At 70.2% G+C, this 25,811-nt stretch carries 25 protein-coding genes; 15 read left to right on the top strand and 10 right to left on the bottom strand.

What is annotated here, in order from left to right; translation table 11 throughout:
• The first annotated feature begins 2 nt into the window (after nucleotides 1-2).
• Together OHU89_RS54110 and OHU89_RS54105 are read left to right on the top strand one after the other, a co-directional pair.
• A complete protein-coding gene (locus tag OHU89_RS54110; RefSeq protein ID WP_331737727.1) occupies nucleotides 3-755 on the top strand; it encodes a response regulator transcription factor in 753 nt (250 codons plus the stop codon).
• Nucleotides 745-2,541, top strand: coding sequence for a HAMP domain-containing sensor histidine kinase (locus OHU89_RS54105; protein ID WP_331737726.1), 1,797 nt, complete (start codon nucleotides 745-747; stop codon nucleotides 2,539-2,541). Before OHU89_RS54110 ends, OHU89_RS54105 begins: the two co-directional genes overlap by 11 nt.
• A 94-nt stretch (nucleotides 2,542-2,635) precedes the next feature.
• Here OHU89_RS54105 and OHU89_RS54100 read toward each other — a convergent pair whose 3' ends face one another.
• Nucleotides 2,636-3,406 (bottom strand): glucose 1-dehydrogenase, encoded by a 771-nt coding sequence (locus OHU89_RS54100; RefSeq protein ID WP_331737724.1) that lies wholly within the window; start codon nucleotides 3,404-3,406, stop codon nucleotides 2,636-2,638.
• A gap of 162 nt (nucleotides 3,407-3,568) precedes the next feature.
• A complete protein-coding gene (locus OHU89_RS54095; protein WP_331737722.1) occupies nucleotides 3,569-4,654 on the bottom strand; it encodes a hypothetical protein in 1,086 nt (361 codons plus the stop codon).
• Between the two features lie 183 nt (nucleotides 4,655-4,837).
• Here OHU89_RS54095 and OHU89_RS54090 point away from each other — a divergent pair, with 183 nt between their 5' ends.
• From OHU89_RS54090 to OHU89_RS54075, 4 genes are read left to right on the top strand one after another with little or no spacing between them, the layout of a single operon-like run.
• Entirely contained in the window at nucleotides 4,838-5,437 is a 600-nt protein-coding gene (locus OHU89_RS54090) for a hypothetical protein (protein WP_331737720.1), read from the top strand.
• Nucleotides 5,421-6,506, top strand: a complete 1,086-nt coding sequence (locus OHU89_RS54085) for a hypothetical protein (RefSeq protein WP_331737718.1) — start codon at nucleotides 5,421-5,423, stop codon at nucleotides 6,504-6,506. Before OHU89_RS54090 ends, OHU89_RS54085 begins: the two co-directional genes overlap by 17 nt.
• 11 nt (nucleotides 6,507-6,517) lie before the next feature.
• Nucleotides 6,518-7,231: an ABC transporter ATP-binding protein gene (locus tag OHU89_RS54080; RefSeq protein WP_331737717.1), complete on the top strand. Its 714-nt coding sequence runs from the start codon at nucleotides 6,518-6,520 to the stop codon at nucleotides 7,229-7,231.
• On the top strand, nucleotides 7,228-8,448 hold the full coding sequence (locus OHU89_RS54075) for an ABC transporter permease (protein WP_331737716.1): 1,221 nt from the start codon (nucleotides 7,228-7,230) through the stop codon (nucleotides 8,446-8,448). The genes OHU89_RS54080 and OHU89_RS54075 overlap by 4 nt, the downstream gene beginning before the upstream one ends.
• A gap of 24 nt (nucleotides 8,449-8,472) precedes the next feature.
• On the opposite strand, the gene OHU89_RS54070 is transcribed toward OHU89_RS54075, so the two are convergent.
• The 3 genes from OHU89_RS54070 to OHU89_RS54060 all read right to left on the bottom strand — a co-directional run bounded on the left by OHU89_RS54070 (nucleotide 8,473) and on the right by OHU89_RS54060 (nucleotide 10,726).
• On the bottom strand, nucleotides 8,473-9,444 hold the full coding sequence (locus OHU89_RS54070) for a quinone oxidoreductase (protein ID WP_331737714.1): 972 nt from the start codon (nucleotides 9,442-9,444) through the stop codon (nucleotides 8,473-8,475).
• Between the two features lie 34 nt (nucleotides 9,445-9,478).
• Nucleotides 9,479-9,859: a nuclear transport factor 2 family protein gene (locus OHU89_RS54065; protein ID WP_331737712.1), complete on the bottom strand. Its 381-nt coding sequence runs from the start codon at nucleotides 9,857-9,859 to the stop codon at nucleotides 9,479-9,481.
• 96 nt (nucleotides 9,860-9,955) lie between these two features.
• Nucleotides 9,956-10,726, bottom strand: coding sequence for a glucose 1-dehydrogenase (locus OHU89_RS54060; protein WP_331737710.1), 771 nt, complete (start codon nucleotides 10,724-10,726; stop codon nucleotides 9,956-9,958).
• A 206-nt stretch (nucleotides 10,727-10,932) separates the two neighbouring features.
• Here OHU89_RS54060 and OHU89_RS54055 point away from each other — a divergent pair, with 206 nt between their 5' ends.
• Nucleotides 10,933-11,544 (top strand): helix-turn-helix domain-containing protein, encoded by a 612-nt coding sequence (locus tag OHU89_RS54055; RefSeq protein ID WP_331737708.1) that lies wholly within the window; start codon nucleotides 10,933-10,935, stop codon nucleotides 11,542-11,544.
• Nucleotides 11,545-11,680: 136 nt separating this feature from the next.
• On the top strand, nucleotides 11,681-12,460 hold the full coding sequence (locus tag OHU89_RS54050) for a GNAT family N-acetyltransferase (RefSeq protein WP_331737706.1): 780 nt from the start codon (nucleotides 11,681-11,683) through the stop codon (nucleotides 12,458-12,460).
• Between the two features lie 61 nt (nucleotides 12,461-12,521).
• Here the strand turns inward: OHU89_RS54050 and OHU89_RS54045 are convergent, their stop codons facing one another.
• The gene (locus OHU89_RS54045) at nucleotides 12,522-13,757 is read right to left on the bottom strand and encodes an epoxide hydrolase family protein (RefSeq protein ID WP_331737704.1); all 1,236 of its coding nucleotides are present in this window, start codon (nucleotides 13,755-13,757) and stop codon (nucleotides 12,522-12,524) included.
• A gap of 132 nt (nucleotides 13,758-13,889) precedes the next feature.
• Here OHU89_RS54045 and OHU89_RS54040 point away from each other — a divergent pair, with 132 nt between their 5' ends.
• Entirely contained in the window at nucleotides 13,890-14,858 is a 969-nt protein-coding gene (locus OHU89_RS54040) for an alpha/beta hydrolase (protein ID WP_331737703.1), read from the top strand.
• 34 nt (nucleotides 14,859-14,892) lie between these two features.
• On the opposite strand, the gene OHU89_RS54035 is transcribed toward OHU89_RS54040, so the two are convergent.
• Entirely contained in the window at nucleotides 14,893-15,363 is a 471-nt protein-coding gene (locus OHU89_RS54035) for a nuclear transport factor 2 family protein (RefSeq protein WP_331737702.1), read from the bottom strand.
• 172 nt (nucleotides 15,364-15,535) lie between these two features.
• Here OHU89_RS54035 and OHU89_RS54030 point away from each other — a divergent pair, with 172 nt between their 5' ends.
• Entirely contained in the window at nucleotides 15,536-16,480 is a 945-nt protein-coding gene (locus tag OHU89_RS54030; protein WP_331737700.1) for an NADP-dependent oxidoreductase, read from the top strand.
• 80 nt (nucleotides 16,481-16,560) lie between these two features.
• Here the strand turns inward: OHU89_RS54030 and OHU89_RS54025 are convergent, their stop codons facing one another.
• Nucleotides 16,561-18,282 (bottom strand): MFS transporter, encoded by a 1,722-nt coding sequence (locus tag OHU89_RS54025; RefSeq protein WP_331737698.1) that lies wholly within the window; start codon nucleotides 18,280-18,282, stop codon nucleotides 16,561-16,563.
• A gap of 61 nt (nucleotides 18,283-18,343) precedes the next feature.
• The gene (locus OHU89_RS54020) at nucleotides 18,344-18,793 is read right to left on the bottom strand and encodes a MarR family transcriptional regulator (protein WP_331737809.1); all 450 of its coding nucleotides are present in this window, start codon (nucleotides 18,791-18,793) and stop codon (nucleotides 18,344-18,346) included.
• 109 nt (nucleotides 18,794-18,902) lie between these two features.
• Here OHU89_RS54020 and OHU89_RS54015 point away from each other — a divergent pair, with 109 nt between their 5' ends.
• Nucleotides 18,903-19,847 (top strand): 2-dehydropantoate 2-reductase, encoded by a 945-nt coding sequence (locus tag OHU89_RS54015; RefSeq protein ID WP_331737696.1) that lies wholly within the window; start codon nucleotides 18,903-18,905, stop codon nucleotides 19,845-19,847.
• A gap of 109 nt (nucleotides 19,848-19,956) precedes the next feature.
• Here OHU89_RS54015 and OHU89_RS54010 read toward each other — a convergent pair whose 3' ends face one another.
• A complete protein-coding gene (locus tag OHU89_RS54010) occupies nucleotides 19,957-21,624 on the bottom strand; it encodes a thiamine pyrophosphate-binding protein (RefSeq protein WP_331737694.1) in 1,668 nt (555 codons plus the stop codon).
• Between the two features lie 143 nt (nucleotides 21,625-21,767).
• Between OHU89_RS54010 and OHU89_RS54005 the strand changes: the two genes are divergently transcribed.
• The 4 genes from OHU89_RS54005 to OHU89_RS53990 all read left to right on the top strand — a co-directional run bounded on the left by OHU89_RS54005 (nucleotide 21,768) and on the right by OHU89_RS53990 (nucleotide 25,761).
• The gene (locus OHU89_RS54005) at nucleotides 21,768-22,364 is read left to right on the top strand and encodes a TetR/AcrR family transcriptional regulator (protein ID WP_331737691.1); all 597 of its coding nucleotides are present in this window, start codon (nucleotides 21,768-21,770) and stop codon (nucleotides 22,362-22,364) included.
• A 112-nt stretch (nucleotides 22,365-22,476) separates the two neighbouring features.
• Nucleotides 22,477-23,922 (top strand): MFS transporter, encoded by a 1,446-nt coding sequence (locus tag OHU89_RS54000; protein WP_331737689.1) that lies wholly within the window; start codon nucleotides 22,477-22,479, stop codon nucleotides 23,920-23,922.
• Between the two features lie 104 nt (nucleotides 23,923-24,026).
• Nucleotides 24,027-24,470, top strand: coding sequence for a nuclear transport factor 2 family protein (locus tag OHU89_RS53995; RefSeq protein WP_405655295.1), 444 nt, complete (start codon nucleotides 24,027-24,029; stop codon nucleotides 24,468-24,470).
• 61 nt (nucleotides 24,471-24,531) lie between these two features.
• A complete protein-coding gene (locus OHU89_RS53990) occupies nucleotides 24,532-25,761 on the top strand; it encodes an epoxide hydrolase (protein WP_331737684.1) in 1,230 nt (409 codons plus the stop codon).
• The last annotated feature ends 50 nt before the right edge of the window (nucleotides 25,762-25,811 follow it).

Raw genomic sequence — 25,811 nt, 5'->3', positions numbered from 1 at the left:
ACATGTGTGCGTATGTTGTGCTCGCCGACGACGACCCCAAACAGGCCGATCTCATCCGCCGCTATCTGGAGAGAGAAGGCCATTCGGTCGGTGTCGTCCACGACGGGCGGGCCGCCCTGGACACGATCCGGCGGCGGATGCCCGATCTCGTCGTGCTGGACTGGATGATGCCCCGCACAGACGGGCTGGACGTGTGCCGGGTGCTGCGAAGGGAATCCGAAGTGCCGGTCCTGATGCTCACCGCGCGTGCGGAGGAGGACGACCTGTTGCTCGCCCTCGACCTCGGCGCGGACGACTACATGACCAAGCCCTTCAGCCCGCGCGAACTGGTCGCCCGCGTCCGTACCCTGCTGAGGCGGGCCGGCCCATCGGCCGCTCCCGGTGCCGGGGCCGCCCCGCAGGATGAACCCGTGCTCGTCGTGGGCTCGCTCGTGGTCGACCCAGCCCGGTTCGAGGTCCGGGTGGAGGGACGGCTGACCGAGTGCACTCCCGGCGAGTTCCGTGTGCTCGAGGTGCTGGCATCGGCTCCGGGCCGGGTGTTCACCCGGAAACAGATACTGGAACACCTGCACGGCATCGACCGCTATGTCACGACCCGCACGGTCGACGGCCACGTCATGAACCTGCGCCGCAAGATCGAGCGCGATCCCACCCGGCCCGAGCTGCTGCTCACGGTCTACGGCGTCGGATACAAGGCCGCCGATGTCCGTACCGTGGATCCGTCCGACGGCGAGACCGGTTCCCGTGCGAGGTGACATACCGCTGCGCAGAAGGCTGCGGTCACGGCTGCTGGGGCTGTCCGCGCTGGTCTCCCTGTGCTCGATCGTCGCGACGGCCTGGCTCGTCGTCAGCCTCACCGCCGTCGCCATCGGGCATGAGCGCGGCCAGGTCCTCGCCGACGACGCGCGGATCTACGACACCCTCGTCGGCTTCGCGGCCACGCACCCGGACTGGAGTGGCGTCGGGCCGACGATCGGGGCCCTGTCGCGGCAGACCGGCCGCCGCATCACACTGACCGACGAGGCCCGTCACCTGCTGGCGGACTCCGGGGAAGAAGGCCGTAGGCCGGCGGGATCGCTGCCCTCGACGGCGTCGGCGACCGTCGACGCGCTGGCCGTGGACACCGCACTCGCCCGCCGCGCCGGCGGCACGCTCTTTGACCGCATCGATCCGCGCGCCGTCGGCCCTTTCCGGTTGACCGGCCGGGAAAGGGCCGCAGTGGCGGCCGCGGCGTCCTGGGTCGCGACCTGTCTGCGCGCCTCAGGACCGCCGCAGGACGTCGCGGTCACACGGACGCCGAACGGGCGGACGGAGGTCGAGGTAGGAGGCCACGTCCTGGAGACGGGTGACCGCTGCGGGCTGGACGCCCTTCTCAGGCGCACCCCCACGGAGAGTAGGGCGCTCGCTCAGCTGAGCCGGCTCGTCAACGACTGCCTCACCGACCGCCATGCCCCGCCGGTGCAGCTCGCCGACGACCTGACCTGGACCCCCTCCACCGCCCGCGGCGCTCCCGACTCCCGTTCGGTGGCGACCTGTCTCTCCACTGCCCGGCGTGGCCAACTCGACCCCTACGTCGCGCCACCCGCACTGCTCTTCGCCGCCGCACCCGACCAGAAGATCACCACGTTCTTCGACCTCTCCGACGCCAACCGCATGAGGATCACCGGCGTCACCGTCGCGGTACTGCTGATCACCGTGACGGTCACCTTCGTCGCCGGCACCCGCATGGTCAGGCCGCTGCGTGCCCTGACCGGCGCGGCCCGGCGGATGGCAGAGGGCGATCAGAGCGCGCGCGTCGAGGTGGCCGGCGACGACGAGTTCGGCAGGCTCGCCGCGGCGTTCAACCTGATGTCGAGCAGGCGCCAGGAACTGGAGGAAATGCGCAGGGCGTTGATGAGCGACGTCGCCCATGAACTGCGTGCGCCGCTCAGCAACGTCCGGGGCTGGCTGGAGGCCGTCGAGGACGGCGTCGTACCCGCGGACGAGAACGTCATCTCCTCGCTGCTGGAGGAGGCGATGCTCCTTCAGCACATCATCGACGACCTGCGCGACCTCGCGGCGGCCGACGCCGGCGCGCTCGAGCTCCACCCGGAGGACGTCGACGCGGCCGCCCTGCTCGCCCAGGTGGCCCGCGCTCATCAGGGCAACGCCGGCTCCGCGGGTTTGGAGCTGCGGGTGCGGCCCGGCCAGGTGCCTTCCCTGTACGCCGATCCGGTGCGACTGCGGCAGGCGGTCGGGAACCTCGTGTCCAACGCCCTGAGGCACACGCCTGCCGGGGGCACGGTCACCCTGTCCACCCACAGGGAGGGCGCCGAGGTGGTGTTCAGCGTCGAGGACACCGGATCCGGCATCAGCGGCGAGGACCTGCCCAAGGTCTTCGACCGTTTCTGGCGGGCAGAGAAGTCACGCAGCCGGCAGAGCGGGGGAAGCGGTCTTGGCCTGTCCATCGTCCGCAAACTCGCCGAGGCGCACGGCGGCAGCGCGCACGCGTCGAGCGTGCCGGGCGAGGGGTCGGTCTTCTCGCTGAGGCTGCCCGGCTAGTGTCCTGCCCGGCGGATCAGGATCGGCTGCGGTGAGAGCTGCCTCCCGGGGCCCGCGACGCCGCCATGATCCGCCTGCCAGGTCCAGGGTGGGTTCAGGAGAGCCTGCCGCCGTCGACGCGGAGCACGGCGCCGGTGACGTAGGAGGCTCGATCGCTCAGGAGCCAGGCCGCCGCCTCGGCGATCTCTTCGGGGTTGGCGGCACGGCCCAGTGCGGTCCGGGTGTTGAGCCTGTCGATGGTGCCCGGCGACCGTTCGTCCCACTCGTACAGCATCTCGGTGAGCGTGGTGCCGGGGGCGATCGCGTTGACGCGGATGCCTTCCGGGCCGTAGGTGGCGGCGGCCGAGGCGGTGATGTGGTTGAGCGCCGCCTTCGTGGCGCCGTAGGCGGGCAGGGCAGGGTTGGGCACCAGGCTGCCGACGCTGGAGTTGTTGACGATCGCGCCTGTCCCTGCGGTGGCACGGATCGCAGCGATCTCGGCCTTCATGGCCAGCCACGGGCCCTTGAGGTTGACGGCGCAGACCTGGTCGAAGTCGGCCTCCGACAGCTGATCCATCGGTCCGGGCGGCTGGCCCATGGCGCCGTTGTTGAAGGCGATGTCGAGACGGCCGTACAGCGCGACGGCCCGGTCGACGGCGGCATGGATGCTCTGCGGGTCGGCCAGATCGCAGGTCACGTAGTCCACGGTGCCGCCGGCCGCCCGGATCTCCTCGGTGACCGCCTTGAGCTGGGACTCCGTGCGGGACGCGAGGAGGAGGCGGGCTCCTTCCCGGGCGAACAGCCGGGCCGCGGCGGCGCCGATGCCCCGCCCGGCACCGGTGACGAAGGCGACCTTGCCGCCGAGCAGGTTGGATGTGTTGTTCATGCCGACGAGCCTGCGTCTCGCCGCACACTTTGTCCAGGGATCAGCGGTACGCGGTACCTGGCTGGGCAGCCCAGCCCCGCGCACACGGGGGAGGTGGACCGGCACGGCGTCCGATGGTCGCGGAGGAGGCGTCGGCTTGTGGAGTTTGCGGCCGCCGTGCAGTCAGGTCGCGTGCTGGGCGGCCTGGTAGAGGGGGCGGGTGATCGCGGAGGTGAACTGCGGGCCGACGAGGTAGCGGCTGCAGTTGGGGGCCTCGGAGTCGTCGCAGACTCCACCTGCGGGAGTGAAGAAGGCACTGTGGGTGTTGTCGCCGACGACCGTGCCGAGGCCGGTCGCCGGGTCGAAGGCGGCGATGCGGGGACCGCCGCTGGAGCCACCGCCCATCACGCAGGCGCTGCCCCATTCGCCCCTGGGTTCGGGGAAGTCGGGCGTGCCGGGGTCCTCGCGGGTCGGCCCCGTGCAGAAGGCGAGCCGGGCGCCGGTGTACTCGGGCAGTCCCTCCCTCGCCGGGTCGGAGGCGGACCGCGGATAGCCGAACTCGTACACCTTCCGGTCGCCCGGCCGGTCGAAACCGATGCGCTGGGCGGCGCCGACCGCGTCCTGTACCTTGCGGCCCTTGCCGTCGGTGTTGAGGACCACGAACGCCTGGTCGTAGCCGTCGAACCGCAGCGAGTCGATCGCGTCGTACTGCAGCCAGGTGGCATCGGCCACGCCCAGCCTGCCGACGAACTTCCCGTACGGCGCACGGCCGTCACGGTAGCCCGGCACGAACATCACGTTCGTCGTCCACTGATTGTTCTCGCCGAGCAGGTCCGTACTGTTCACGCAGTGCCCGGCCGTCACCACGGTGCTGCGGTTGGCGCTCGTGACGACGGTGGCGGTGCAACTGGCGTCCTCGCCGTGGTCGGTGAAGAAGAGCCTGCCCACCGTCCGGCTCAGGGTGTCGGAACCGGTCCACGGCGCACCGTCCGGGCCGCTCTTCGGCGGGTTGTCGGAGGACGGCTCGGTGAGGGCCGCGATGCGCTCCGCGGTCCAGTAGTCCAGCACGGCCCGCTGTTGCGCCGCGGTGACCGCCTGCGGGTGGGTGGCGACGCCGCCTGTGCCGCCCGGAGCTGCGGCGGCGGGCCCGGCGGGCACGGACAGTGCGATGCCCGCGGCCAACGCCGCTGCTGTCAGGGCGACTTGGCGTCGCGTGTACCTGCGGGTCCAGTTCTGGCAGCCGTCTGCGCGGCTAGAAGTCTTCGGCATGGGCGGGAGCGTAGGCAGGCAAGGTCAGGATCCTGTCGGCGAACGGTGCGGACGCCGTTCCCGTCGCTGAGTCGCGGCAGCCGGTGGGGCGTCCGGTCATCGGGCGCCGGTCGAAGCCCGAACGGACCGGACCGGCAAGGGTTCCTGACGACTTCCCGACACACGGCGCGGACCATGGCGCCCATGACCCACCCCGAGAATTCCCGCCGCAGCCGTGTGCTCGGCGCGGTCGTCCTCCTGTCGGGTGCCCTCCTGCTCACCGGCTGCGGCGGTTCGGGCGGCTCCGACGGCAACGGCTCGACGCAGCGGGACGTGGCCTCCCTGCAGAGCGATGCCCCGGTCGGCAAGGCGAGTACGAGCGCCGCGCCGTCCGCCGCCGACGGCCGCCCCCAACTGCGTCTCGACAGCTCGGAGGAGGAGCGGAACCACTACTGGCACATCTACGCCACCTGTCTGAAGGACCACGGGCACAAGATGCTCCCGGTACGCGGCCCGGACTCCATCGACGACACGGACCAGAGCCCCACGGCCAAGGCCGCACAAAAGGCCTGCATCGGCAAACTCGCACTGCAGCCACCCGAGTTGGACCGGACAAGGAATCCGCACTACGACGACGACTACCGGGCGTACGTGAAATGCCTGAACCGGAAAGGGCTCAAGGTCATCGCGCTGCCCGACAACTCCGGCTGGACGTACGACGGCGACAACACGATGAGCCAGGCCCAGGAGAACCAGGTCGACAAGAGCTGCACCACGGAGGCCTTCGGTGGCAAGACGCAGTAGGGTCGCCGTCGCGCTGAGCACCCTGCTGGTCGTCGGCGCCACGGGCGCCGGCACGGTGGTGTGGAGCCACACACATGCGGGCCAGGACACCAAGGCCACCGTCCCCCTCCGGGTGCGGACGGTCACGGTCGCCAGGACCGACCTCGCCGACAGCCGCACGCTGCCGGGCACGCTCGGCTTCGGCAGATCACACGTCCTGAAGGGCACCGGCCAGGGCATCGTCACCCAGGTGCCGAAGCCGGGCGCCCGCGCGGCCAGGGGCAAGGCCCTGTACCGGATCGACGACCGGCCCGTCCCCGTCTTCTTCGGCGGCACGCCGTTCTTCCGCACCCTGGCCAAGACGGGGGTGCGCGGCAACGACGTGAGCGTGCTCGCGGACAACCTCCGGGCACTCGGCTACGACACCGGTCCCGCCGTCACCCCCGAAGGCCCCGGTGAGGGCGAGGAGTTCACCCCTGCCCTCGCCGCGGCACTCAAGCGGTGGCAGCACGACACCGGGCAGGACGCCACGGGCACCCTCGTCCCCGGCCGCGCCGCCGTCCTGCCCGGCACGGTGCGCGTCGACACGGTCGAGGCACAGCCCGGCGACGCGGCCGACGCCTCGCTGCTCACCTACACCGCGGCCGCCAAGTCCGTCACCGTGCCGGTCGAGGCCACCGACGTGGGGACCATCAAGGCCGGCAGCAAGGCGGAGGTCACCCTGCCCGACGGCAGGACGATCCGCGGCACGGTCACGACGCTCGGACGCACCGTCCAGGGCGGCACCGCACAGGACGCCACGCAGCAGGCCGGACCGGCCACCATCGACGTGAGCGTCGTACCGGACCGGGCGGCGGACGTACGACACCTGGACGCGGCGGCGGTGCAGGTCAGGTTCGACACGACCACACGCAAGGGTGTCCTCGCCGTCCCGGTGAGCGCGTTGGTCGCCCTGCGGGAGGGCGGATACGCCCTGCAACGCCCGGACGGCACTCTCATCGCGGTGACGACGGGCATGTTCGCGGGCGGTCTGGTCGAGGTCAGCGGCAAGGGACTGACCGACGGCAGCAAGGTGGTGACGGCCGCGTGAGCGCTCCTGCCATGACTCCGGCTGCCGCCGCCCGCCCCACGGACCCCGTCCTCGTCGTCGACGACGTCACCAAGCGCCACCCCGGTGGCGTCACCGCGCTGGACCACGTGTCGCTCCGCGTCGACGAGGGCGAACTCGTCGCCATCGTCGGGCCGTCCGGCTCCGGCAAGTCGACGCTGCTGCACATCATGGGCACCCTGGACCGGCCGACGACCGGCACCGTCCGCGTCGGGGGGCACGACGTGCACACCCTGGGCGACCGCCACCTCTCGGCGCTGCGGGCGCGGCTACTGGGCTTCGTCTTCCAGCACTTCCACCTCACCGACGGGCTGGACGCCACCGAGAACGTAGCCACCGGCCTGCTGTACGCGGGTGTCCCCCGCCGTAGACGACGGCCGCTGGCGCGGGAGGCGCTGGCCAGAGTGGGCCTGGAGCACCGGCACTCGCACTTTCCCCAGCAGCTGTCCGGGGGCGAGCGCCAACGGGTCGCCATCGCCCGGGCCCTGGTCAACCGGCCCGCGCTGGTGCTGGCCGACGAGCCGACGGGTGCGCTCGACGCGGCGAACGGTGAGGCCGTCCTGGATCTCCTCGTCGAACTCAACGCACAGGGCACGACCATCGCCGTCATCACTCACGACCGGGACATCGCGGCCCGTCTGCCCCGCAGGGTGGAACTGCGCGACGGCCGCATCACGACCGACGTACGCGAGGTGAGCGCCGCATGACGCGCGCAGCGAGAGACCACGGGCCGCGACCGATCCGGCTGGCGTTCACGGACATCCTCCGGCTCGGTCTGCTCGGCATCCGGACCCGGGGCCCGCGGGCCGCGCTGTCCGCGCTCGGCATCTCCATCGGCATCGCGACCCTCGTCGTCGTGACCGCCATACCCGCCTCCAGCCAGCAGGCCCTGATGAACCAACTGTCCGCGCTCGGCACGAACATGCTGCGCGTCGCCCCGCAGACGGACAGCGATCCGCCGGTGGTCCTCCCCGCCACCGCGGACGCCATGGCCGCCCGCATCGGCCCGGTGACCGACGCGAGCGCCGTCGCCAACACCCACAAGACCGTCCTGCGTTCCGACCGCGCCGACCCGGCCGACGCGTCCGGCATCAGCGTCCTGGCCGCTCGCACCAACCTGCTCGGGGCGGTCCACGGAACGGTCCGCTCAGGGGTGTTCATCTCCCCGACCACGGCACGGTTCCCGACCGTGGTCCTGGGCTTCCGCGCCGCTTCTCGCCTCGGTTTCGACCGCGTGCGCCCCGGCCAGGAGTCCGCCCAGGTCTACATCGGCGGCCACTGGTTCACCGTCATCGGCATCCTCGAGCCCCTGCCGCTCGCCCCCGACCTCGACACCGCCGTCCTGGTCGGCTGGGACGCGGCCCGCGACCGGCTCGGCTTCGACGGCCACCCCACCGTCGTCTACGTCACCGCCCGCGAGTCACAGATCGAGGCGGTGCGCGACGTGCTGCCCGCCACCGTCCATCCCCAACTGCCGGGCCTGGTCCAGGTCAGCCGTCCGTCGGACGCCCTGGCCGCCAAGCGCGCCACCGAGCAGACGTTGTCGGTTCTCCTTCTCGGACTCGCGGGTGTCGCCCTGCTCGTCGGCGGCGTCGGGGTGGCCAACACCATGGTCGTCTCGGTGCTGGAACGGCGCCGCGAGATCGGCCTGCGCCGGGCACTGGGCGCCAGTCGCCGCCAGATCCGGGGGCAGTTCCTGGCGGAGTCGGTGGCCCTGTCCGCGCTGGGCGGCTGTGCCGGAACGGCTCTCGGAGCGGCGGCGACGGCGGGGTACGCCGTGTCCCAGTCCTGGCCCGTGGTGTTCCCGCCGCTCGCCCTCGTCGCCGGCGTCCTGGGGGCGGTCACCGTCGGCATGGCCGCGGGCCTGTACCCCGCCGTACGGGCCTCCGGGCTGCCGCCGACCGAGGCGCTGGCCGCCGTCTGACGGTGCGGTGTGTCCGTGACCGGTTCAGAGGCCGGGGTCGAGCAGGAGCTTGCCCGAGGTGCGCCGCGATTCGATGTCGGCGTGTGCCTGCTCGGCGGCGCCCAGCGGGTAGCGCTCGGTGATGTCGATGCGCACCTTGCCCTCGCGGATCTTGTCGAACAGGTCGGTGGCGTGCTCGAGCAGCAGCTCCTGGTTGTGGATGTGGTCCGCGAACACCGCGTAGGTGACCCTGATGCTCTTGGGCAGGTCGAACAACCGCACCGTGGGGATGTCGCCGAGCAGTGGGCCGTAGTAGACCAGGGTCCCGACCCGTCGCAGCACCTCGGTCGAGGGCCAGAACGTGGTGGCGCCGCCGCCGTCGAAGACCGCGTGCACGCCCTCGCCGTCGGTCAGGCCCTTGACCCGGTCCACGAAGTCACCGCCCGAGGAGACGAGGACCTCGTCCGCGCCCGCCGCCTTCGCGGCCTGGACCTTCTCCTCGCGGGAGACCAGGCCGATCACCCGCACGCCGCGCAGCTTGAGCAGCTGGGTGACGATGCGGCCCACACCGCCGGCGGCGGAGTGTACGAGCGCGGTCTCACCGTCGGCCAGGGGTGCGGACTCGGTGACGAAGTGGTGCGCGGTGAGTCCCTGCATCATCGTCGCGGCGGCGATGTCGCTGGGGATGTCGTCCGGGACCGGGACGGCCTGGGCGGCGGGGACCGCGATCCTCTCGGCGTAGCTGCCGTAGGCGAAGGCCCAGGCCACCCGGTCGCCGATCGTGAAGCCGCTCACGCCCTCACCGATGGCGGTGACCCGGCCGGCGCCCTCGACCCCGGGAACGAAGGGCGGGTTGTGGGGCACCGAGAATCCGGCTCGGGTGCCGGTGTCCATGAAGTTGACACCGGAGAAATCGACGTCAACCACCAGCTCGCCCGGCCCTGGCTCGGGGTCGGGCCATTCCTTCAGCCGGAGTACTTCCGGCCCGCCCAGCTCTTCCACTACTACGGCGCGCACGGCGCGCACCTCCTTCTTCGGTGGGGTGGTCTGCTCAGGCCTGCAGCAGCGTGGAGGCGTAGGCGGGGTTGGTGTAGTCGCGCCAGGCCGCGATCTTGCCGTCGCGGAGCTCGTAGACCGCCATGTTCATCACCGGGGCGAGCTTGCCACCGGGCAGGGCGAGCCCGTGGATCTGCTCGGCGATGACGACGTCGCCGTTCACCGCCTGGTACACGGTCTCGAACTTGATCTGCGCGAAGTTCGCGAAGACTCCCTTCCACAGGGCGATGACCGCGTCGCGGCCCTCGACCGGTGAGTCGCCGTAGGCGGTGAAGACGGCGTCGTCGGCCAGGAACGGGGCGAGGGCGTCGGCGTTCTGTGTGTTGAAGGTGTCCACGAAGTCGCGGACCAGAGTGTCGTTGTCGATGACAGACATGATGAAGATCTCCATGTTCGATAGATGTTCGGTAGATACGTGTGAGGGGTTGTCGTCGGTGCCCAGCACCGGGGGTGCCGGGGCTTCGGGGACGGGTCAGCCGGCGATGACGGCGACCGCGGTCCGGCCGCCGTCCACGTCGAGCACGGTGCCGTGCACGAACGCGGACTCGTCACTGCCCAGGTAGACGGCCGCCTGGCCGATGGCCTCCGGGGTGCCGGTGCTGCCGTGCGGGGTGCCCTTCATCATCGCCTCGGCGGGGTGCGGGCCGTTCTCGTCGGGGTCGGGGGTGAGGACCACGCCGGGCGAAATGGCGTTGACCCGGATCCCGCGGCCGGCGAACTCGGCGGACCAGGAGCGGGTGAGAGCCTCCAGCGCGCCCTTGGACGCGGTGTAGGCGACACCCAGGGGAAGACCCTGCCTGACGGCCCAGGAGCCGAGGTTGATCACCGCACCGCCACCCGCCTCCGTCATATGGGGTGCGAGCTGGGCGGTGAGGAAGAACGGCGCCTTCACGTTGACGGCGAAGATGCGGTCGAAGGTCTCCTCGTCGGTGTCCAGGGTTCCGTTGGGCGGGAAGATGCCGGCGTTGTTGACCAGGATGTCGACCCGGCCGCCGAGAGCGGTGAGGGCGGCGTCGGCGAGGGCCAGGGACGCGGCGGCCGAGCCGTCGAGGGCGGCGGCGACGAAGTCGGCGCGACCACCGTCGGCACGGATCTGCTCCACGACCTCGGCACCCCGCTCGGCGTCACGGCCGGACACGACGACATGTGCGCCCTCCCTGCCGTACGCGATCGCGACCCCGCGGCCGATGTTGCTGGTGGAACCGGTGATGAGTGCGGTCTTGCCCTGCAGACGAGTGCCCATGCCGAGTCTCTCCTTAGGTTGGTGTGATGAGTGGACCGAGGCGAAGGAGGCTTACCTGACCGCCCGGTCATTTTCACTGTAGACCATAACCTGACCGTGCGGTCACGTTATTCCGGAGAAGATGACCGGGTGGTCAGATTCAGCATACGCAAAACTGACCGTACGGTCATCTTGAGGTAGGCTTCCCGTACGGAAAGGAGAGTGAGATGACGAACCCCACGGCGGGCCGACCGCTGCGCAGCGATGCCGTGCGCTCCCGGAAACTGTTGCGCGAAGCGGCCGCGTCGGCCTTCGCCGAGCAGGGCACCAACGTCTCCATCGCGCAGATCGCGGAGCGGGCCGGGATCGCGAAAGGCACCGTGTTCCGCCACTACGCGACGAAGGAGGACCTGGTCGCCGCCATCATCTGCGAGAACATCGACACACTCGTCGACATCGGTGAGCGGCTCCGGCTGTCCGCCGACGCCGGCCAGGCGCTGCGTGACTTCATGACCGCGATCCTCGAGGTCCAGGCCAGTGACCGCGCCTTCTGTGAGGTCGCCACCGGGATCGCACACGACCAGCCGGCCATTCGAGCCGGGACCGAGCGGCTCCAGGCCATCGCCGACGCACTGACCGACCGGGCCCGCCTGCAGGGTGCCGTACGACCCGATATCACCGGTCAGGACGTCATGCTGCTGGTCAGCGGCATCTATCAGACCGCCGCCCCGCTGCGGTCCACGCATCCGCAGCTGTGGCGGCGCTACCTCAGCCTGGCGTTCGACGGCATGCAGGCCGGCGACGCCGCCGACCTGCCGCCGTTCGACCCCGACCACTGAGAAGCACGGCGGGTGAAGCCGTGGCTGCCGAGGGGAGTCGTCAGCCACGGCCGGCGCGATGGCATACATGTTTCTCTCCCACAGGCCGTTTCTGCTGATGGATTGGAGACACATATGTCGAGTTACACTAACACGTATGAATAATGGAGACATGGTGTCCCGGGCCGCCGGTGCCTTTCAGGCGGCGGTCGAGGCACTCGCCGGTGCCCTTCCGAACGGCTTCGTCGAGCACGGCTCCGATGGTGCTCTGCTGGCGTTCACCCACTCGCAGATTCCCGCGCTGAACGGGATCGTGAGCGCGGCTCCCATTCCTGACAGGGCGGAGATCGCCCTGCTCGGCAAGAAGGCCGAGGAACAGGCCCGGGCCCAGAACCTCCCCTGGAGCATCCGGCTGCGTGGCGAGCCGGAAGCGGAGATCGTCGACCTCGCCGCCGCCCACGGGCTCACCACGCTCACGCGGCAGCCCTTCATGCTGCTCCCGCTCGAAGACGGCCGTCCCGGACCGGAGTTCGACGCGACGGCGTCCGTACGACCGCTGCGGGACAGCGAGTACGAGACCTTCGCCACCGTTCTCGGCGCCGCGTTCGGCGCCCCGCCCGCCATCATCACCAGCCTCTACACACCGCTTGTGCTCGGCCTGCCGTTCGTCAGCGCGTACCTCGCCGAGGTGGACGGGGTGCCCGCCGCGGCAGGGTTGGCGATCCTCTCCGAGCGCCATGTCGGCCTTGCCAACATCGGCACGCTGCCCGACTACCGGCGTCGCGGACTCGGCAGGGCGGTCACCGAGGCGATCCTGCGGGACGCACGGGCCGCCGGGGCGCACACGGCGTACCTCCACTCCGGTGACGAGACGGTGCCGTTCTTCGAGCGAGCCAGTTTCCGCACCGCGGAGTCGTGGGCTTCCTTCACGGGCTGACGGTCGGCGCATCGGCCGCCCGCACGGCGAGTTCGCTCGCCGTGCGGGCGGCCAGAACAGGTCATCGCAGCTTGCGGAAGGTCTCCCGGATGTCTCCCGTGAAGGCCTCGGCGTTCTCCCAGGCGACGAAGTGGCCGCCCTTCTCGTGCACCTTGATGTTGACCGGGTTGAGCCAGGCCCTGGTGGGACCGTTCTCGAAGGCGGCGATGCGCTCCTCGGCGGTGCGGACGTCCGGCGGATAGGCGTCGCCCAGCAGGTAGGTGAGACCGGCCGGCGGCTCGATCTGCGGCTGCCGGTCGTGCTCGGGCTTCCACGGATAGCGCAGGGAGTTCTTGTACATGCGGATGGACGAGCCGATCGACTGGGTGACCCAGTAGGTGGTCGCCTGGGTGAGGATGAAGTCGCGTGGGAACACCTCGTCGAAGTCGCCCCAGCGGTCGCTCCACTCCTTCCAGCGCTTCAGCAGCCAGGCGAGCGTCCCGACCGGCGAGTCGTTCAGCGCGTGGGTGACGACCTGCGTCTCCAGCATGTGGGTGGCGACATGGCCGGCCCGGGTCGCCTCGAAGTACAGCCAGTCCTCGCGGAACCGCTCCGTGGCGCCCTCGGGGATCTTGAACCCCTCGGTCACGTCCCAGTACTTGTCGGACTGGAAGAAGCCCGGGACGAGTTCGCCGCCATAGTGCACGCCGACCACGTGATCGGCGTACTTGTGGCCCAGCTGGCTGGTGACCAGCGCGCCGTAGTCGGAGCCGATGGCACCGTACTTCTCGAAGCCCAGGACCTCGGTCATGAGCTTGTGCATGATGTCAGCGATCTTCCAGTAGTTGAGGTCTCCCCTGCCGACCGGGGTGGACCAGGCAAAGCCGGGCAGCGACGGCACGACGAGGTCGAAGGCATCGGCCGGGTCACCGCCATGGGCGGCCGGGTCCGTCAGCGGCCCGATCAGCTTGCTGTTGAAGTCGGGCGTCCAGGGCCAGCCGTGGTGCAGGAGAACCGGCAGACGGTTCGGTCCCTTGCCCCGCACATAGATGAAGTGCACGGGTGTGCCGTCGATCTCGACCCGGTGCTGGTTGTGGGAGTTCATCCGCTGTTCCTGGGCACGCCAGTCGAACCCGTCCGCCCAGTACTCCACCAGCGGCTTGATGTACTGCGTGCTCAGACCGTAGTAGCCGGTCTCGTTGTCCAGGTCCGCGTCGAAACGCGTCGCCCTCAGACGGGTCCGCAAGTCGTCCAGGACATCCTGCGGAACGTCGATCGAATACCGCTCCAGGGAACGGCCGTTGCCGTTGTCACTCATAGCATCCGCCTTCCAGCGCTTTACACACATGTTTGCACGTCGGATCCCACACGTGTGACCGTCAGATGACTGAAGTCAGTTCCTGGATCCGTCGCGCACACTGGCAAAAACCCCGTCCGATGGAGGCCCGAGATGACCTATCGCTACGATCCCGAGATCGCCCCCTTGGTCCCGCATTTTCCCGAAGTGGACTTCAGTGACGTGGCGGAGCTGCGCAAGGTGGAGGCCGCGATCATGGAGTTCGGGACGTACAAGCCCCCCGTCCCGGTCGACACCCGTGACTTCACCGTGCCGGGCAGGCAGGGGGATCCCGAGGTCGAGGTACGTCTCTACCAGCCGGCCGACCGTGACGGGCTCCTTCCCGGCGTGGTGTACATGCACGGCGGCGGATTCGTGATCGGCAGTATCGACGCCTTCGACACCGAGACACGACGTATCGCGGCCGAAGTCGGCGCCGTGGTGCTGTCGGTGAACTACCGGCTCGCGCCGGAGCACCCCTTCCCGGCCGCTCTGAACGACTCGTACGCCGCCCTGACGTGGCTGGTCGAGCACGCGGACGAGCTGGGAGTGGATCCGCAACGCGTCGCGATCGCCGGGGAGAGCGCCGGCGCGGGCCTGGCCGCCGCCGTCGCGCTGTACGCACGTGATCACGGCGGTCCCGCCCTGCGCATGCAGTATCTGAGCATTCCGGCGCTGGACGACCGTATGGACACCCCCTCCATGAGGGAGTTCACGGACACTCCCGGATGGAAGCGGTCCAACGCCGAGGTGGCCTGGGACTTCTACCTCGGCGGCAAGGGCATTCGCGGCGGTGAGGGCGTCAGCCCGTACGCGGCGCCGGCACGTGCCGAGAGCCTCGCGGGGCTGCCGCCCACCTTCATCCTGGCCGGTGAGTTCGATCCGCTGCGCGACGAGGACCTGGCCTTCGCCCAGCGGCTGATCGCGGACGGTGTACAGACCGAGCTGCACTTCTACCCGGGCATCTGGCACGGCACGAGTCAGATGGCCCCGCAGGCCGAGGTGAGCCGGCGGATGGTAGCCGAACAACTCGCGGTACTGCGTCGTGGCCTGCGCCCGGAAGGCCCGGCCCCTCAGGACTGACGGGCCGGGCCCGCTCTCCCCGCGGGCGGTGCGCTCAGTAGGTGAAGTCCAGCCGCAGACGGGTCTGCTCGAGTTGCGCGATGTACCACGTTCCGTCGACCTTGACGAACCGGCCGTGGTAGTGGCCGTAGCCGTGCAGGCCCTTGAAGGCCAGTTCGTCCGGCTCGCCCTCCTGACGCGCGGGGACCTCCTGGCGTGTGACGATGTCCTCCATCGCCCACACACCGCGAGCGGAGGTGGCCGACTCCACGTCGATCTCGTCCGAGAAGAGGTGGTGGATGAGGATGTCATCGGGGCCGCCGGAGGAACCCACCCCTGCCTCGATCCCGTCCCGGCCCTCCATACGCAGCAGGATCGAGCCGTCCGGACGGTGCGGGGTGAAGGTGGCGTCCGGCGTGAACAGGCCGGCGAGGTCATGCCAGCGGTGCCGGTCCGCGTGGTGGACGTAGCGGGCCATGACGCGCCGGATGTCCTCGATGATGGCCAGCCGATCGACTGTGTCCATGTTTCTCACGTCCGTTCGAGATGGTGGGGCGGGGCGACACCCGGCGGTCTGCCGTAGCGGCCGTTACGTGGATATGTGTCACTTTCCCGAACTTGGAAGGACCGTCCGTCATTCCCCGCACACGTGTGAGTAAATCCACGTCCCGCCCGTATCCCCTTCCCTGGAGGGAAGCATGAAAGCAGTAGGTGTGTCCCGGTTCGGAGGTCCCGAGGCGCTCGCCGTGTTCGACCTGCCGGAGCCCCACGCAGGTCCGGGCCAGGTACGTGTACGTGTGCACGCGGCGACGGTCAACCCGGGCGACCGTTATCTGCGCAACGGCTTCGCCGATGTCAGCGCGGTGCGACCGCCTTACGTCCTGGGCGCGGAGGCGGCCGGCGTCGTCGACGAGATCGGCCCGGGGACGGTCACCGGCCTGCGCGTCGGAGACCGGGTGATGGCGGTGGTCGTACCCAACGAGCCGACCGGCGGCGCGTATGCCCAGTACCTCGCGCTGCCCGCGCGGCGCGTCGCCCTCGCGCCCGCGGGCAGCAGCCACAGTCAGGCGGCGACCCTGCCGATGAACGGGCTGACCGCCCGCCTCGCCCTGGACCTCGTCGGCCTGGCGCCGGGACAGACGGTCGCGGTCACGGGCAGCGCCGGAGCGGTCGGCGGTTATGTGGTGCAGCTGGCCAAGGCCGAGGGCCTCACCGTTGTCGCGGTCGCCGCGCCGGCCGACGAGGATCTCGTCCTCGGCCTGGGTGCCGACCTGGTGGTGGGCTGGAGCGGCGACGTCGGCCGCGGCATCCTCCAGGCCGTACCCGGCGGCGTGCACGGCCTCGTGGACACCACCGGCGTCGGTGCGGGGGCGGCTCTGGCCGTACGGGAGAACGGATCGGTCTCCAGCACCGTGGGCGGCGTCCATTCCGCGAGCCTGCGGGAGCGTTCCATCCGCAGCCGCACGGCCGTGTTCACGCAGTATCTCGACGAGGTGGCGCACCTCGACCGGCTGCGCACCCAGGTCGAGAAGGGGGAACTGACTCTGCGGGTCGCCCGGACCCTGCCCGCCGAGGAGGCCGCCGCCGCGCACCGGCTGCTGGACACCCGCGGGATCCGCGGCCGGATGGTGCTGGAGTTCTGAACGACGGCGGCCGGCCCGTGCCGTCGGGCGCACCGTGTGGTCCACGGTGCGCCCGACGGCACGGGCCGGCCGGTAACAGGTCAGGCCGCGCTGTCGCGCAGTTGCGCGAGGCTGCCCTTGGTGAGGTGCCGCGGTTCGCTGTCGGGGTCGACGAGAACGACCGTGCAGGTGGCGGCATGGGTGAGGGCGGCGGTGAAGCTGCCGTCCGTGAACTGGGCGACGGGGCCGCGCGGCGACCGGCCCACGGCGACCAGGTGGGCGTGGAGGTCCGCGGCGCGCCGGGCCAGGGCGCGGCCTGCGGCGGCGTGGTCGCCGACGCTGTTCAGGACCTGCCCCGTGGCCGTGACGCCCTGCGCGGCGAGCCGGTCGATATGGGCGACGACGGCGGCGCGCGCCTGCTCGTCGGTCTCCGTCTGCGCGGCCTGCCCCTCGATCACCGCGACCTGCTGGACGTGGACGACTTCCAGTGGGCTGCCGGTGTCCCGGGCGAGCGCGGCCGCCGCGTCGACGACGGCCGGGGCGTTGCCGTGGGCTCCTACGGCGACGACGACCGGCGCTGTGCCGGTGATGGCCGCATCGCCGACAGGGGTGAACGACGGCGTGACCGGCTCGCCTTCACCGGCGCTCTCCTCGGCACGGCGCAGCAGCCCGTGGCCGCTGGCGAGCACCGGTATGGCGAGGACGAACGTCGCGGCGCCGACGTAGAACGGCACGCTCAGGTCGGTCGCGTCGGCGATCTTCCCGGCGGCGTACGGGGCGAGGCCGCCGCCGATGAAGCGCACGAAGCCGTACGCGGACGAGGCGACCGGGCGCTCGACGGGGGCCACGAGCATGACGGCCTGGGTGGTGAGGGTGTTGTTGATCCCGAGGAACACGCCGCTGACGACGACCGCGACGATCACCGTCGTCGGGCTGTCGACGCCCGCGCCGATCACCGCCATCACGACACCCATGCCGAGCAGGTTGGCGTAGAGCACGGGGGCCGTGCCGAAGCGGGCCTGGAGGCGCGGGGCGAAGAACACGCTGAACGCGGCCACCAGCAGGCCCCAGCCGGTGAAGACCAGGCCGAGTTCATGGGCGCTGAGCTCCATGGGGTAGGGGGCGTAGCCGAGCATGGTGAAGAAGCCCCAGTTGTACAGCAGGGCCATGATGCCCATCGTCAGCAGACCGCGGTGGCGCAGTGCCTTCAGCGGGTCGAGCGGTGAGGTGCGCTGTTTCGGCTTGGGCAGGTTGGGGACGAACAGCACGGTGGCGGCCAGGGCGATCGCCATGAGGACGGCCACGCCGAAGAACGGGCCGCGCCAGCTGATGCCGCCCAACTCGCCGCCGAGCAGCGGGCCGACGGCGATCCCGAGGCCGAGCGCGGCCTCGTAGAGGATGATCGCGCCGCCGAAGCCGCCGCTCGCGGAGGCCACGATGACGGCCAGCGAGGTCGCGATGAACAGCGCGTTGCCCAGGCCCCAGCCGGCCCGGAAGCCGACGATGCCGTTGATCGAGCCGGACGTGCCGGCCAGGGCCGAGAAGACGACGATGACCGCCAGGCCTATGACGAGGGTGCGCTTGGCGCCGAAACGGCTGGAGAACCAGCCGACGAACAGCATCGCCACCGCGGTCACGATCAGGTAGCTGCTGAACAGCAGGGAGACCTGGCTCGGGGTGGCGTGGAGGTTCTCGGCCAGGGCGGGCAGGATCGGGTCGACCAGGCCGATGCCCATGAACGAGATCACACAGGCGAACGCCACGGCCCAGACGGCCTTGGGCTGCCTGAACGGGCCGGCGGCCCTTCCATGCGGTGCAGTCATGTGCGTTTGTCTCCAGCGTTGCAGGACTGTTGAGGAGGACGGGCGTGAACGCGGGGCGGGGTCAGGTGTGGGCCTGGTGGTCCTCGATGGCCCGGGCGAGGGCGGGCAGGGCGATGCGCACCGCCTGCCGCTCGGGCTCGGACAACTCCTCGATGAGCAGGTGCAGCGCGTGTGCCCGCTCCGCGCGCCGCTGCCGGAACACCTCCAGGCCGGTGTCGGTGACCTCCACCAGCACGGCCCGACCGTCGTTGTGGTCGGCGGCGCGGCGCACCAGGCCCGTGCGCTCCATACGTGTCACGAGCTGGGTCATGTTGGGCTGGGAGACCGCCTCGGATCGTGCGAGGTCGGTCAGACGGCACGGCCCCTCCCGGATGAGTCTGCCGAGCGCGGACGAGGCGGCCGTGCTGAGGCCTCCGGCGACGGAGTGGTGGCGCATGTGGCGAACCATCTGCTCCACGGCGACGATCAGGTCCTCGACCGGGACGTCGGTGTCCATAACCCGCTTATACATAGGGCTATTATGCATATACGTGTAACCTGAATCAAACACCTGTCGCCGACGCAGCCGACAGCGACATGTTCTGTCGTCATCGACACGTATGTAAGACCTGGAGCAAGCCATGACGTCTACGGAGGGCCGTGCCCGCCAATCGGTGGCCGTGATCGGCGCGGGAGCGGTCGGAGGTGTGTTCGCCTGGGCCATGCACAAGGCCGGACACGACGTCTCGCTCTGTGTGAGGACCCCGTTCGACGAGCTGGTGGTGGAGACGACCTCCGGCGGCGCGGAGCACGTGCCCGTACGCGTGGTCACCGATCTCCATGATGTGAAACCGGTGGACTGGGTACTGCTGGCGGTGAAGTCCTTCGACACCGTCGGCACCGCGCGCTGGCTCGCCGCACTGTGCGACCGGGACACCACCGTCGTCGTGCTGCAGAACGGCGTCGACCAGGCCGCCGGCGTACCCGGCCTGGCTCCGGGAACGACCGTGCTGCCGTCACTGGTGTACATCCAGGCCGAGCGTCAGGCACCGGGGCGGGTCCGTCTCGGCTACGGCAACAGCATCGACGTCCCGGCCGGGCCCGAGGCCGAACGACTGGTGCGGCTGTTCCGCGGCAGCGGGATGCAGGTACGTCCGCAGACGGATCTGACCACGGCCGCCTGGCGCAAACTCATGCTCAACGCCGCGGTGAACCCTCTGACGGCTCTCACCCTGCGCCGTATGGAAGTGATGCAGGACTCCAGGATTCTCGAGCTCGCCGCGGGCATCATGCGCGAGACGCTCGAAGTGGCCGTCGCGGTCGGGGCCGATCTCACCGAGGCCGACGTGGAGCAGACGCTGGCGTTCATGTCCGAGTTCAGCGAGGGAAACGGTACGTCGATGCTGTACGACCGGCTCGCGGGCAACGCGCTGGAATGGGAAGCGCTCAACGGGGCCGTGGTCAGGCACGCCGAGGCCCACGGGATCGACGTCCCGCTGAACCGTGCGATGACGGCCTTGCTGCACGCCCTGAGCCCCCGGAACACGACGGCCGACGGCGGCACCCAGGTGCGCCCCGCCGCGTGAACGCCCGTTCCCCGGCGCCGCCAGGGGCGCTCGTACCCGAGTCGGCGCCGGGCCGGCCGTGGTCGGCGTCGCTTCTCACTCCGTCCGAGAGCTGCCGGCCCGTTCTCCGCTACGGACGGTCGGCCTGCCGGCCGCTGATGAGCGTGGTGAGCCCGGCGAAGCAGTCGGCCACCACGCCGGGGACGACCTTGCAGTCGAGGAGCAGGACGCCTTCGGCTCCCTGAGCCTGCCAGTCACGGACCACGGCGAGGTCGTCCACGCGGCGCACCGTGGCGCTCCGGGCGCCGAGCGCACGGGCCGTCCCCGCGAAGTCGGTGTCATCGAAGAGCATGGACCCGGGGTCGGCGCCGCGGTCGCCGAACAGGACGACCTCCATGCCGTAGCCGCCGTCGTCGTAGATCACCACGAGCGCCGAGCGTCCGGTGCGCACCAGGGTCTCCAGTTCGGGCAGGCCCATGAGTGCTCCGCCGTCGCCCAGGGCGACCACGGTCGTCCGGTCCGGTCGGCCCACGGCCGCGCCGACCGCGCCCGCGAAGCCGAGGCCGATGCTCTGGAAGGCGGCGCCGGTGAAGACGTAGCCGGCCGGGTCGGGGACCGACCAGTACATGGCCGGCCAGCCCACGAAGTGGCCGCCGTCGGTGACGAGCGTGTGTGCCTCGGGCAGCAGCCCGGCCAGGCCGAGGGTCAGCGTGCGCGGATCGATCCGGCCGTCCGTGCGCGCCTCCTCGAAGGGCTCCTGCTCCCAGCCCAGGTTCGTGATCCGGTCGGCGACCTCGTCGCGCCAGGTGGACCGGGAAAGGCCGCGCGCCCGGACGCCGTCGAGGAGGGCCACGGCCACCTCAGTGGCGTCGCCGGTGACATGGAGGTCGACGCGGTCGGTAGTCGGGGCGGGTGCGGTGTCCACCTGTACGAGCACCGCCTCGGGGGCGAGCAGTCCGCCACCGGCCAGCGTCCACTGGTCGAGGCTCGCCCCGAAGGCGAGCACCACGTCGGCCTGGCCGATCAGCTCGGCGGCGCGCGGTGCGGCGAATCCGCCGCACACACCCAGCGACCAGGGGTTCCCGGCGAAGAGGCCGCCGGCCATGGCACTGGTCGCGTAGAGCGCGCCGAGCCGGTCCCCCAGTTCGGTGACGACCTTGGCGGCTCCCGAACGCCAGGCGCCCAGCCCGCCCAGGACCAGAGGCCGTTTCGCGGTGGCCAGTGCTTCCAGCGCCGCGGCCGTCCCGGTGGCATCCGCCGCCTTGCGGCTGGGTCGCTCCGGCTGCCGCTCGGCCGGCGCTTCCTCGGTGACCTGGGCCGTGATCAGGTCCTGCGGCAGGCACAGCGCCACCGGCCGCTGCTCGTCGCGTGCCCGCCGCAGTGCCCGCAGGGTGTCGGTGCGCGCCGTGGCGAGGTCGGTCAGCCGCACCACGGGTACGCCGAGGGAGTCCAGGAAGGCGTCCTGGTCGATGTCGATCCTGCGCCGCCCTGTCGAGGGCACATCGCCGCACAGCAGCAGCACACCACTGCGGTGTTTGACCGCGTCGGCCAGGCCCGTGGCGGTGTTGGTGAGTCCTGGACCGCTGCCCGTGGTGCACACGGCGACCTCACCGGTGGTCCGGTGGTAGGCGTCCGCCATGGTGATCGCGCCGCCTTCGTGACGTGCGGACAGGTACCGCACGCCGTGGCGGGTGAGACCGGCGACGGCGAGGACGTTGCCGTTGGCCACGACGCCGAAGGCGTCCCGGACGCCGTCCTCGGCGAGTGTCTGTCCGATCGCCTCGGCCAAGTTCGTCATCGTCTCGCCCCTCCACCATCCCGTTCACATGTGTTGCTCACACCGAACACGTGTGTAGCGCCGGAAGAAGTTCACGTCTGCTACGGCGAGACGTCCGCTCCATAGATGGACCAAAAGGTCCAAAGAAGTGGGATGATGGGGAGATGAACAAGGGAATGACCGCCAAGGGCAGAGCCACCCGACAGCGCATCATCGTCGCTGCCGCGATGCTGACCAGGGACAAGGGCGCCGCCGAGACGACACTCGACGACGTGCGGGCAGCCACGTCCACCAGCAAGAGCCAGCTGTTCCACTACTTTCCCGAGGGCAGGGCCGACATCCTTGCGGCCGTGGCCGAGTACGAGGCAGGGCAGGTCCTCGAGGCGCAGCAGCCGTATCTCGGAGATCTCTCCACGTGGGAGTCCTGGCAGGGGTGGCGGCAGGCGGTGCTCGACCACTACACGGAACTGGGGCAGAAGTGCCCCCTCGGCAGCCTCACCACCGAACTGGGCAAGTCCTCGCCCCAGGCCCGCTCGATCGTCACCTCCCTCTACGACGACTGGGAGGCGGCTCTCGTGCGCGGCGTGGCGGCAGTCACGTCTGACGGTGAGGACGCCGTGCGGCGCCGGGCGCGGAGCATCCTGGCGGCCGTGCAGGGGGGTGTGGTGATGCTCCAGGCGACGGGACGCACGGACTATCTCGACGCGGCCCTGACCGCGACGATCAGTCCGCTGCGGCCTGTGACCGTGGGCACAGAGTAGGCCCGATCGCAAGATTGGACTTGACGGTCCTGTTTTGGCGAGTCAAGATTGGACCATGCCATCCAATCCTGCCTCGGGGCGCTCCCCCGGCCCCGCATCCCGGACGCGCCCCTTGCGCGCAGAAGGGGCGCAGGCCTCGCTGGCGCTGCTGTCGGTCGCCTCCGTCTCGTACGCCCTGGTCCAGTCCGTGGTGAACCCCGGCCTGGAAGCGCTGCGCGATCACGTCCACACGAGCCAGCTCGGAGTGGGATGGGTGCTCACCGGCTTCCTGCTCTCGAGCGCCGTCCTGACACCCGTGCTGGGACGAGTCGGTGACCAGGTCGGCAAGCACCGCGTACTCGTAGCGGTCCTCGCGCTCCTCGCTCTCGGCAGCGTGATCGGCGCCCTCGCCACCAGCCTCCCGGTGCTCGTCCTCGCCCGCGTCCTCCAGGGCGCCGGCGGTGCCACGCTGCCCCTGGCCTTCGGCCTGGTGCGCGACCTGGTGCCCCGACGCCAGGTGGGCACCGCGGTCGGCACGATCGCCGCCGTCAGCTCCGTCGGCGGGGCACTCGGGGTACTGGTGGCTGGCCCCATCGTCTCCTCGCTGGGTGTCGCCTGGCTGTTCTGGCTCCCCGCCCTCGCCAACGGGCTCGTCGCGATCACCGTGTTCTTCTTCCTGCCGCGGTCCGGCGGCGCCACAGCGGCCGGCCGGCTGAACGTGGGTGCCACCGTGACGCTGGCCGGCACTCTGGTCCTCCTGCTGCTGCCGCTGAGCCTCGGCCAGGACTGGGGGTGGCTGTCCGGGCGGACGCTCGGCCTTCTCGCCGGGGCACTGGTGGTCGGGACGCTGTGGGTCTGGTGGGAGAACCGGTCCCGCCACCCCCTGATCGACATGCGCGTCTTCCGGATGCGCCCGGTGTGGACGGCGAACCTGGCTTCGTTCCTCTTCGGTTTCACCCTCTACTCGGTCTTCGGCTTCGTCCCGTCCTTCCTCCAGACGCCCACGGCCACCGGGTACGGGCTCGGCGAGTCGATCACCGTGTCCGGCCTGCTGTTCCTGCCGGTGACGCTCACCCAGTTCGCGAGCGGGGTCGTGACGGGTCCGCTCGCCACCCGGATACCGGCCAAGGCGCTGCTCGCCCTCGGCTCCGTACCCGTCGTGGCCGGCCTGCTGCTGCTGGCGGCCTTCCACGAAGAACCGTGGCAGATCGCTCTCGCCATGGCGATCGGCGGCATGGGATTCGGCGTCGGCCTCTCCGCACTGTCGGCGCTCGTCGTGCACGCGGTGCCCGCCGAACACACGGGTGCCGTGAGCGGAATGAACGCCAACATCCGCACCATCGGCGGTGCGGTCGGCGCGGCCGTCGTCACCACGATTCTCACCTCCACCGCGCGGGCGGGTGGATACCCGAGCGAGGGCGGCTGGGTCGCCGTGTTCCTGGTACTGGCCGTCGCCGCCGCCGTCGGACTCGCCTCGTGTCTCCTGATACCCAGCGGCCACCAGGACAACGAGCCGCACGACGTGTACATCGGCGCGGACCGGCCTGCGGAAAGCACCGCTGCGGCACCCCGTTCCTGAGCAAACGGGCGAAGGCCATGTGTCACCGACAGTCATCTGACTGACGTATGGGCAAGACACATCTGTTAGGAAATAGATACATCTCTGCTAAGGAGGGCGGATACATGGCCGCCACGACACATACCGACCTCGACCAGATCCGCGAGCTGAGGGCCCGCTACGCCCGGTACGCCGACACCCGGCAGTGGGAGAAGATGGGGGGAGTCTTCACCGACGACGCCGTCATGCGATTCCGCAACGTCGACGGCACACTCGCCAACGAGGTCACCGCCGCCGACTTCGCGAAGACCATCGGTGACCGTGTAGGAGCGGGCCAGCCCATCCATCACCTGTTCACGCACGAGGTCACGTTCACCTCGGACACCACCGCTCAAGGTGTGTGGGCCATGGAGGACCGGATCTACCACGACCGCGAGGCCCATCCCGAGGCCCCCTTCTCCTTCATGCACGGCTTCGGTCACTACCACGACACGTATCGCAAGGTCGACGGCGAGTGGCGCATCTCCGACTGCGAGCTCACCCGGCTGCGACTGCAGATCGTTCCCTGACCCGGCGCGGTCCCGACCAACGACATCACCGCACCTCACCTCACGCGAGAGAGATCCCCACATGTCCAGCAAGCCCTTCCCCCTGACCCCCACCGCCATCCACGTCCCCGACGAGGTGCTCGTCGACCTCAAGGAGCGTCTGCAGCGCACCCGTTACGCCGTGGACGCCGGCAATCGCGACTGGTACTACGGCGTGGACGGCCAGTATCTGAAGGAACTAATCGACTACTGGATCGACGGCTACGACTGGCGCAAGGCAGAAGCCGGGCTCAACGAGTACGAGCAGTACCAGGTCGAAGTCGACGGTGCGCCCATCCACTTCATGCGCAGGGCCGGTGTCGGCCCCAATCCCAAGCCGATGCTGCTCCTTCATGGCTGGCCCTGGACCGTAGCGATGTCCACCAAGGTCATCGACAAACTCGCCGATCCGGGTGCCCATGGCGGAGACCCGGCCGAGGCGTTCGACGTCATCGTCCCCTCGACGCCCGGCTTCGGCTGGTCCACGCCCCTGCCCGAGAACCCGGACATGAACTTCTGGAAGGCCGCCGACCTGTTCCACAAGCTGATGACGGAGGTCCTCGGCTATGAGAAGTACGCGGCCACCGGCTCCGACCTCGGTTCCATGGTGACCGCCCAACTCGGGCACAAGTACTACGAGTCCCTGTACGCCATCCATGTCGGCTCACCGATCCCGCTGAACATGTTCAACGGCGACCGGGCCTGGGACCTCACCGGCGGCAAGGCGATCCCCGAGGGCACGCCCGAGGAGATCCGCGCCGGGATCCTCTCCGTCCACAAGCGCTTCGTCGCCCACGTCGCCGTGCATGTCCTCGACTCCAGCACCCTCGGCCACGCGCTGAGCGACTCCCCGGCCGGCATGCTGGCCTGGATCCTCGAACGGTGGACGAACTGGAGCGACAACGACGGCGACGTCGAGAACGTCTTCAGCAAGGACGACATCCTCACCAACGCGACGATCTACTGGGCCACCAACTCGATCAGCACATCGATGCGGATGTACGCCAACGCCAACCGCTACCCGTGGACCCCGTCCCACGACCTCACCCCGCCCGTTCAGGCGCCCACCGGCATCACCCTGGTCGGCTACGAGAACCCGCCCGGCGTGACCACCGAGAACCGGGTCCTGGACTTCCTCGCCAGCCCCCGGGCGCCCTGGTTCAACCACGTCAACGTCACCGCACACCCGGACGGAGGCCACTTCGTGTTCTGGGAAGTACCGGACGCCTGGGTCGACGACGTGCGCCGCACCTTCCGCGGGCGCACCGACTGACGGTCACACCGAGCAGCGGTCACACCGGCCGAGAGCACCCAGGAGACGGC

This window comes from Streptomyces sp. NBC_00019 (assembly GCF_045041015.1).
Classification (GTDB): domain Bacteria; phylum Actinomycetota; class Actinomycetes; order Streptomycetales; family Streptomycetaceae; genus Streptomyces.
The sequence above is the reverse complement of the archived record's forward strand: the minus strand, read 5'-3'. Positions and strand labels throughout refer to the sequence as shown.

Bases quoted from the DNA above. Each gene is read 5' to 3' on its own strand.
- OHU89_RS54110 (WP_331737727.1), top strand. From the start codon at position 3: ATGTGTGCGTATGTTGTGCTCGCCGACGACGACCCCAAACAGGCCGAT.
- OHU89_RS54100 (WP_331737724.1), bottom strand. From the start codon at position 3,406: ATGAACAACACATCCAACCTGCTCGGCGGCAAGGTCGCCTTCGTCACC.
- OHU89_RS54095 (WP_331737722.1), bottom strand. From the start codon at position 4,654: ATGCCGAAGACTTCTAGCCGCGCAGACGGCTGCCAGAACTGGACCCGC.
- OHU89_RS54090 (WP_331737720.1), top strand. From the start codon at position 4,838: ATGACCCACCCCGAGAATTCCCGCCGCAGCCGTGTGCTCGGCGCGGTC.
- OHU89_RS54080 (WP_331737717.1), top strand. From the start codon at position 6,518: ATGACTCCGGCTGCCGCCGCCCGCCCCACGGACCCCGTCCTCGTCGTC.
- OHU89_RS54075 (WP_331737716.1), top strand. From the start codon at position 7,228: ATGACGCGCGCAGCGAGAGACCACGGGCCGCGACCGATCCGGCTGGCG.
- OHU89_RS54065 (WP_331737712.1), bottom strand. From the start codon at position 9,859: ATGTCTGTCATCGACAACGACACTCTGGTCCGCGACTTCGTGGACACC.
- OHU89_RS54060 (WP_331737710.1), bottom strand. From the start codon at position 10,726: ATGGGCACTCGTCTGCAGGGCAAGACCGCACTCATCACCGGTTCCACC.
- OHU89_RS54055 (WP_331737708.1), top strand. From the start codon at position 10,933: ATGACGAACCCCACGGCGGGCCGACCGCTGCGCAGCGATGCCGTGCGC.
- OHU89_RS54050 (WP_331737706.1), top strand. From the start codon at position 11,681: ATGAATAATGGAGACATGGTGTCCCGGGCCGCCGGTGCCTTTCAGGCG.
- OHU89_RS54045 (WP_331737704.1), bottom strand. From the start codon at position 13,757: ATGAGTGACAACGGCAACGGCCGTTCCCTGGAGCGGTATTCGATCGAC.
- OHU89_RS54040 (WP_331737703.1), top strand. From the start codon at position 13,890: ATGACCTATCGCTACGATCCCGAGATCGCCCCCTTGGTCCCGCATTTT.
- OHU89_RS54035 (WP_331737702.1), bottom strand. From the start codon at position 15,363: ATGGACACAGTCGATCGGCTGGCCATCATCGAGGACATCCGGCGCGTC.
- OHU89_RS54030 (WP_331737700.1), top strand. From the start codon at position 15,536: ATGAAAGCAGTAGGTGTGTCCCGGTTCGGAGGTCCCGAGGCGCTCGCC.
- OHU89_RS54025 (WP_331737698.1), bottom strand. From the start codon at position 18,282: ATGACTGCACCGCATGGAAGGGCCGCCGGCCCGTTCAGGCAGCCCAAG.
- OHU89_RS54020 (WP_331737809.1), bottom strand. From the start codon at position 18,793: ATGTATAAGCGGGTTATGGACACCGACGTCCCGGTCGAGGACCTGATC.
- OHU89_RS54015 (WP_331737696.1), top strand. From the start codon at position 18,903: ATGACGTCTACGGAGGGCCGTGCCCGCCAATCGGTGGCCGTGATCGGC.
- OHU89_RS54010 (WP_331737694.1), bottom strand. From the start codon at position 21,624: ATGACGAACTTGGCCGAGGCGATCGGACAGACACTCGCCGAGGACGGC.
- OHU89_RS54005 (WP_331737691.1), top strand. From the start codon at position 21,768: ATGAACAAGGGAATGACCGCCAAGGGCAGAGCCACCCGACAGCGCATC.
- OHU89_RS53995 (WP_405655295.1), top strand. From the start codon at position 24,027: ATGGCCGCCACGACACATACCGACCTCGACCAGATCCGCGAGCTGAGG.
- OHU89_RS53990 (WP_331737684.1), top strand. From the start codon at position 24,532: ATGTCCAGCAAGCCCTTCCCCCTGACCCCCACCGCCATCCACGTCCCC.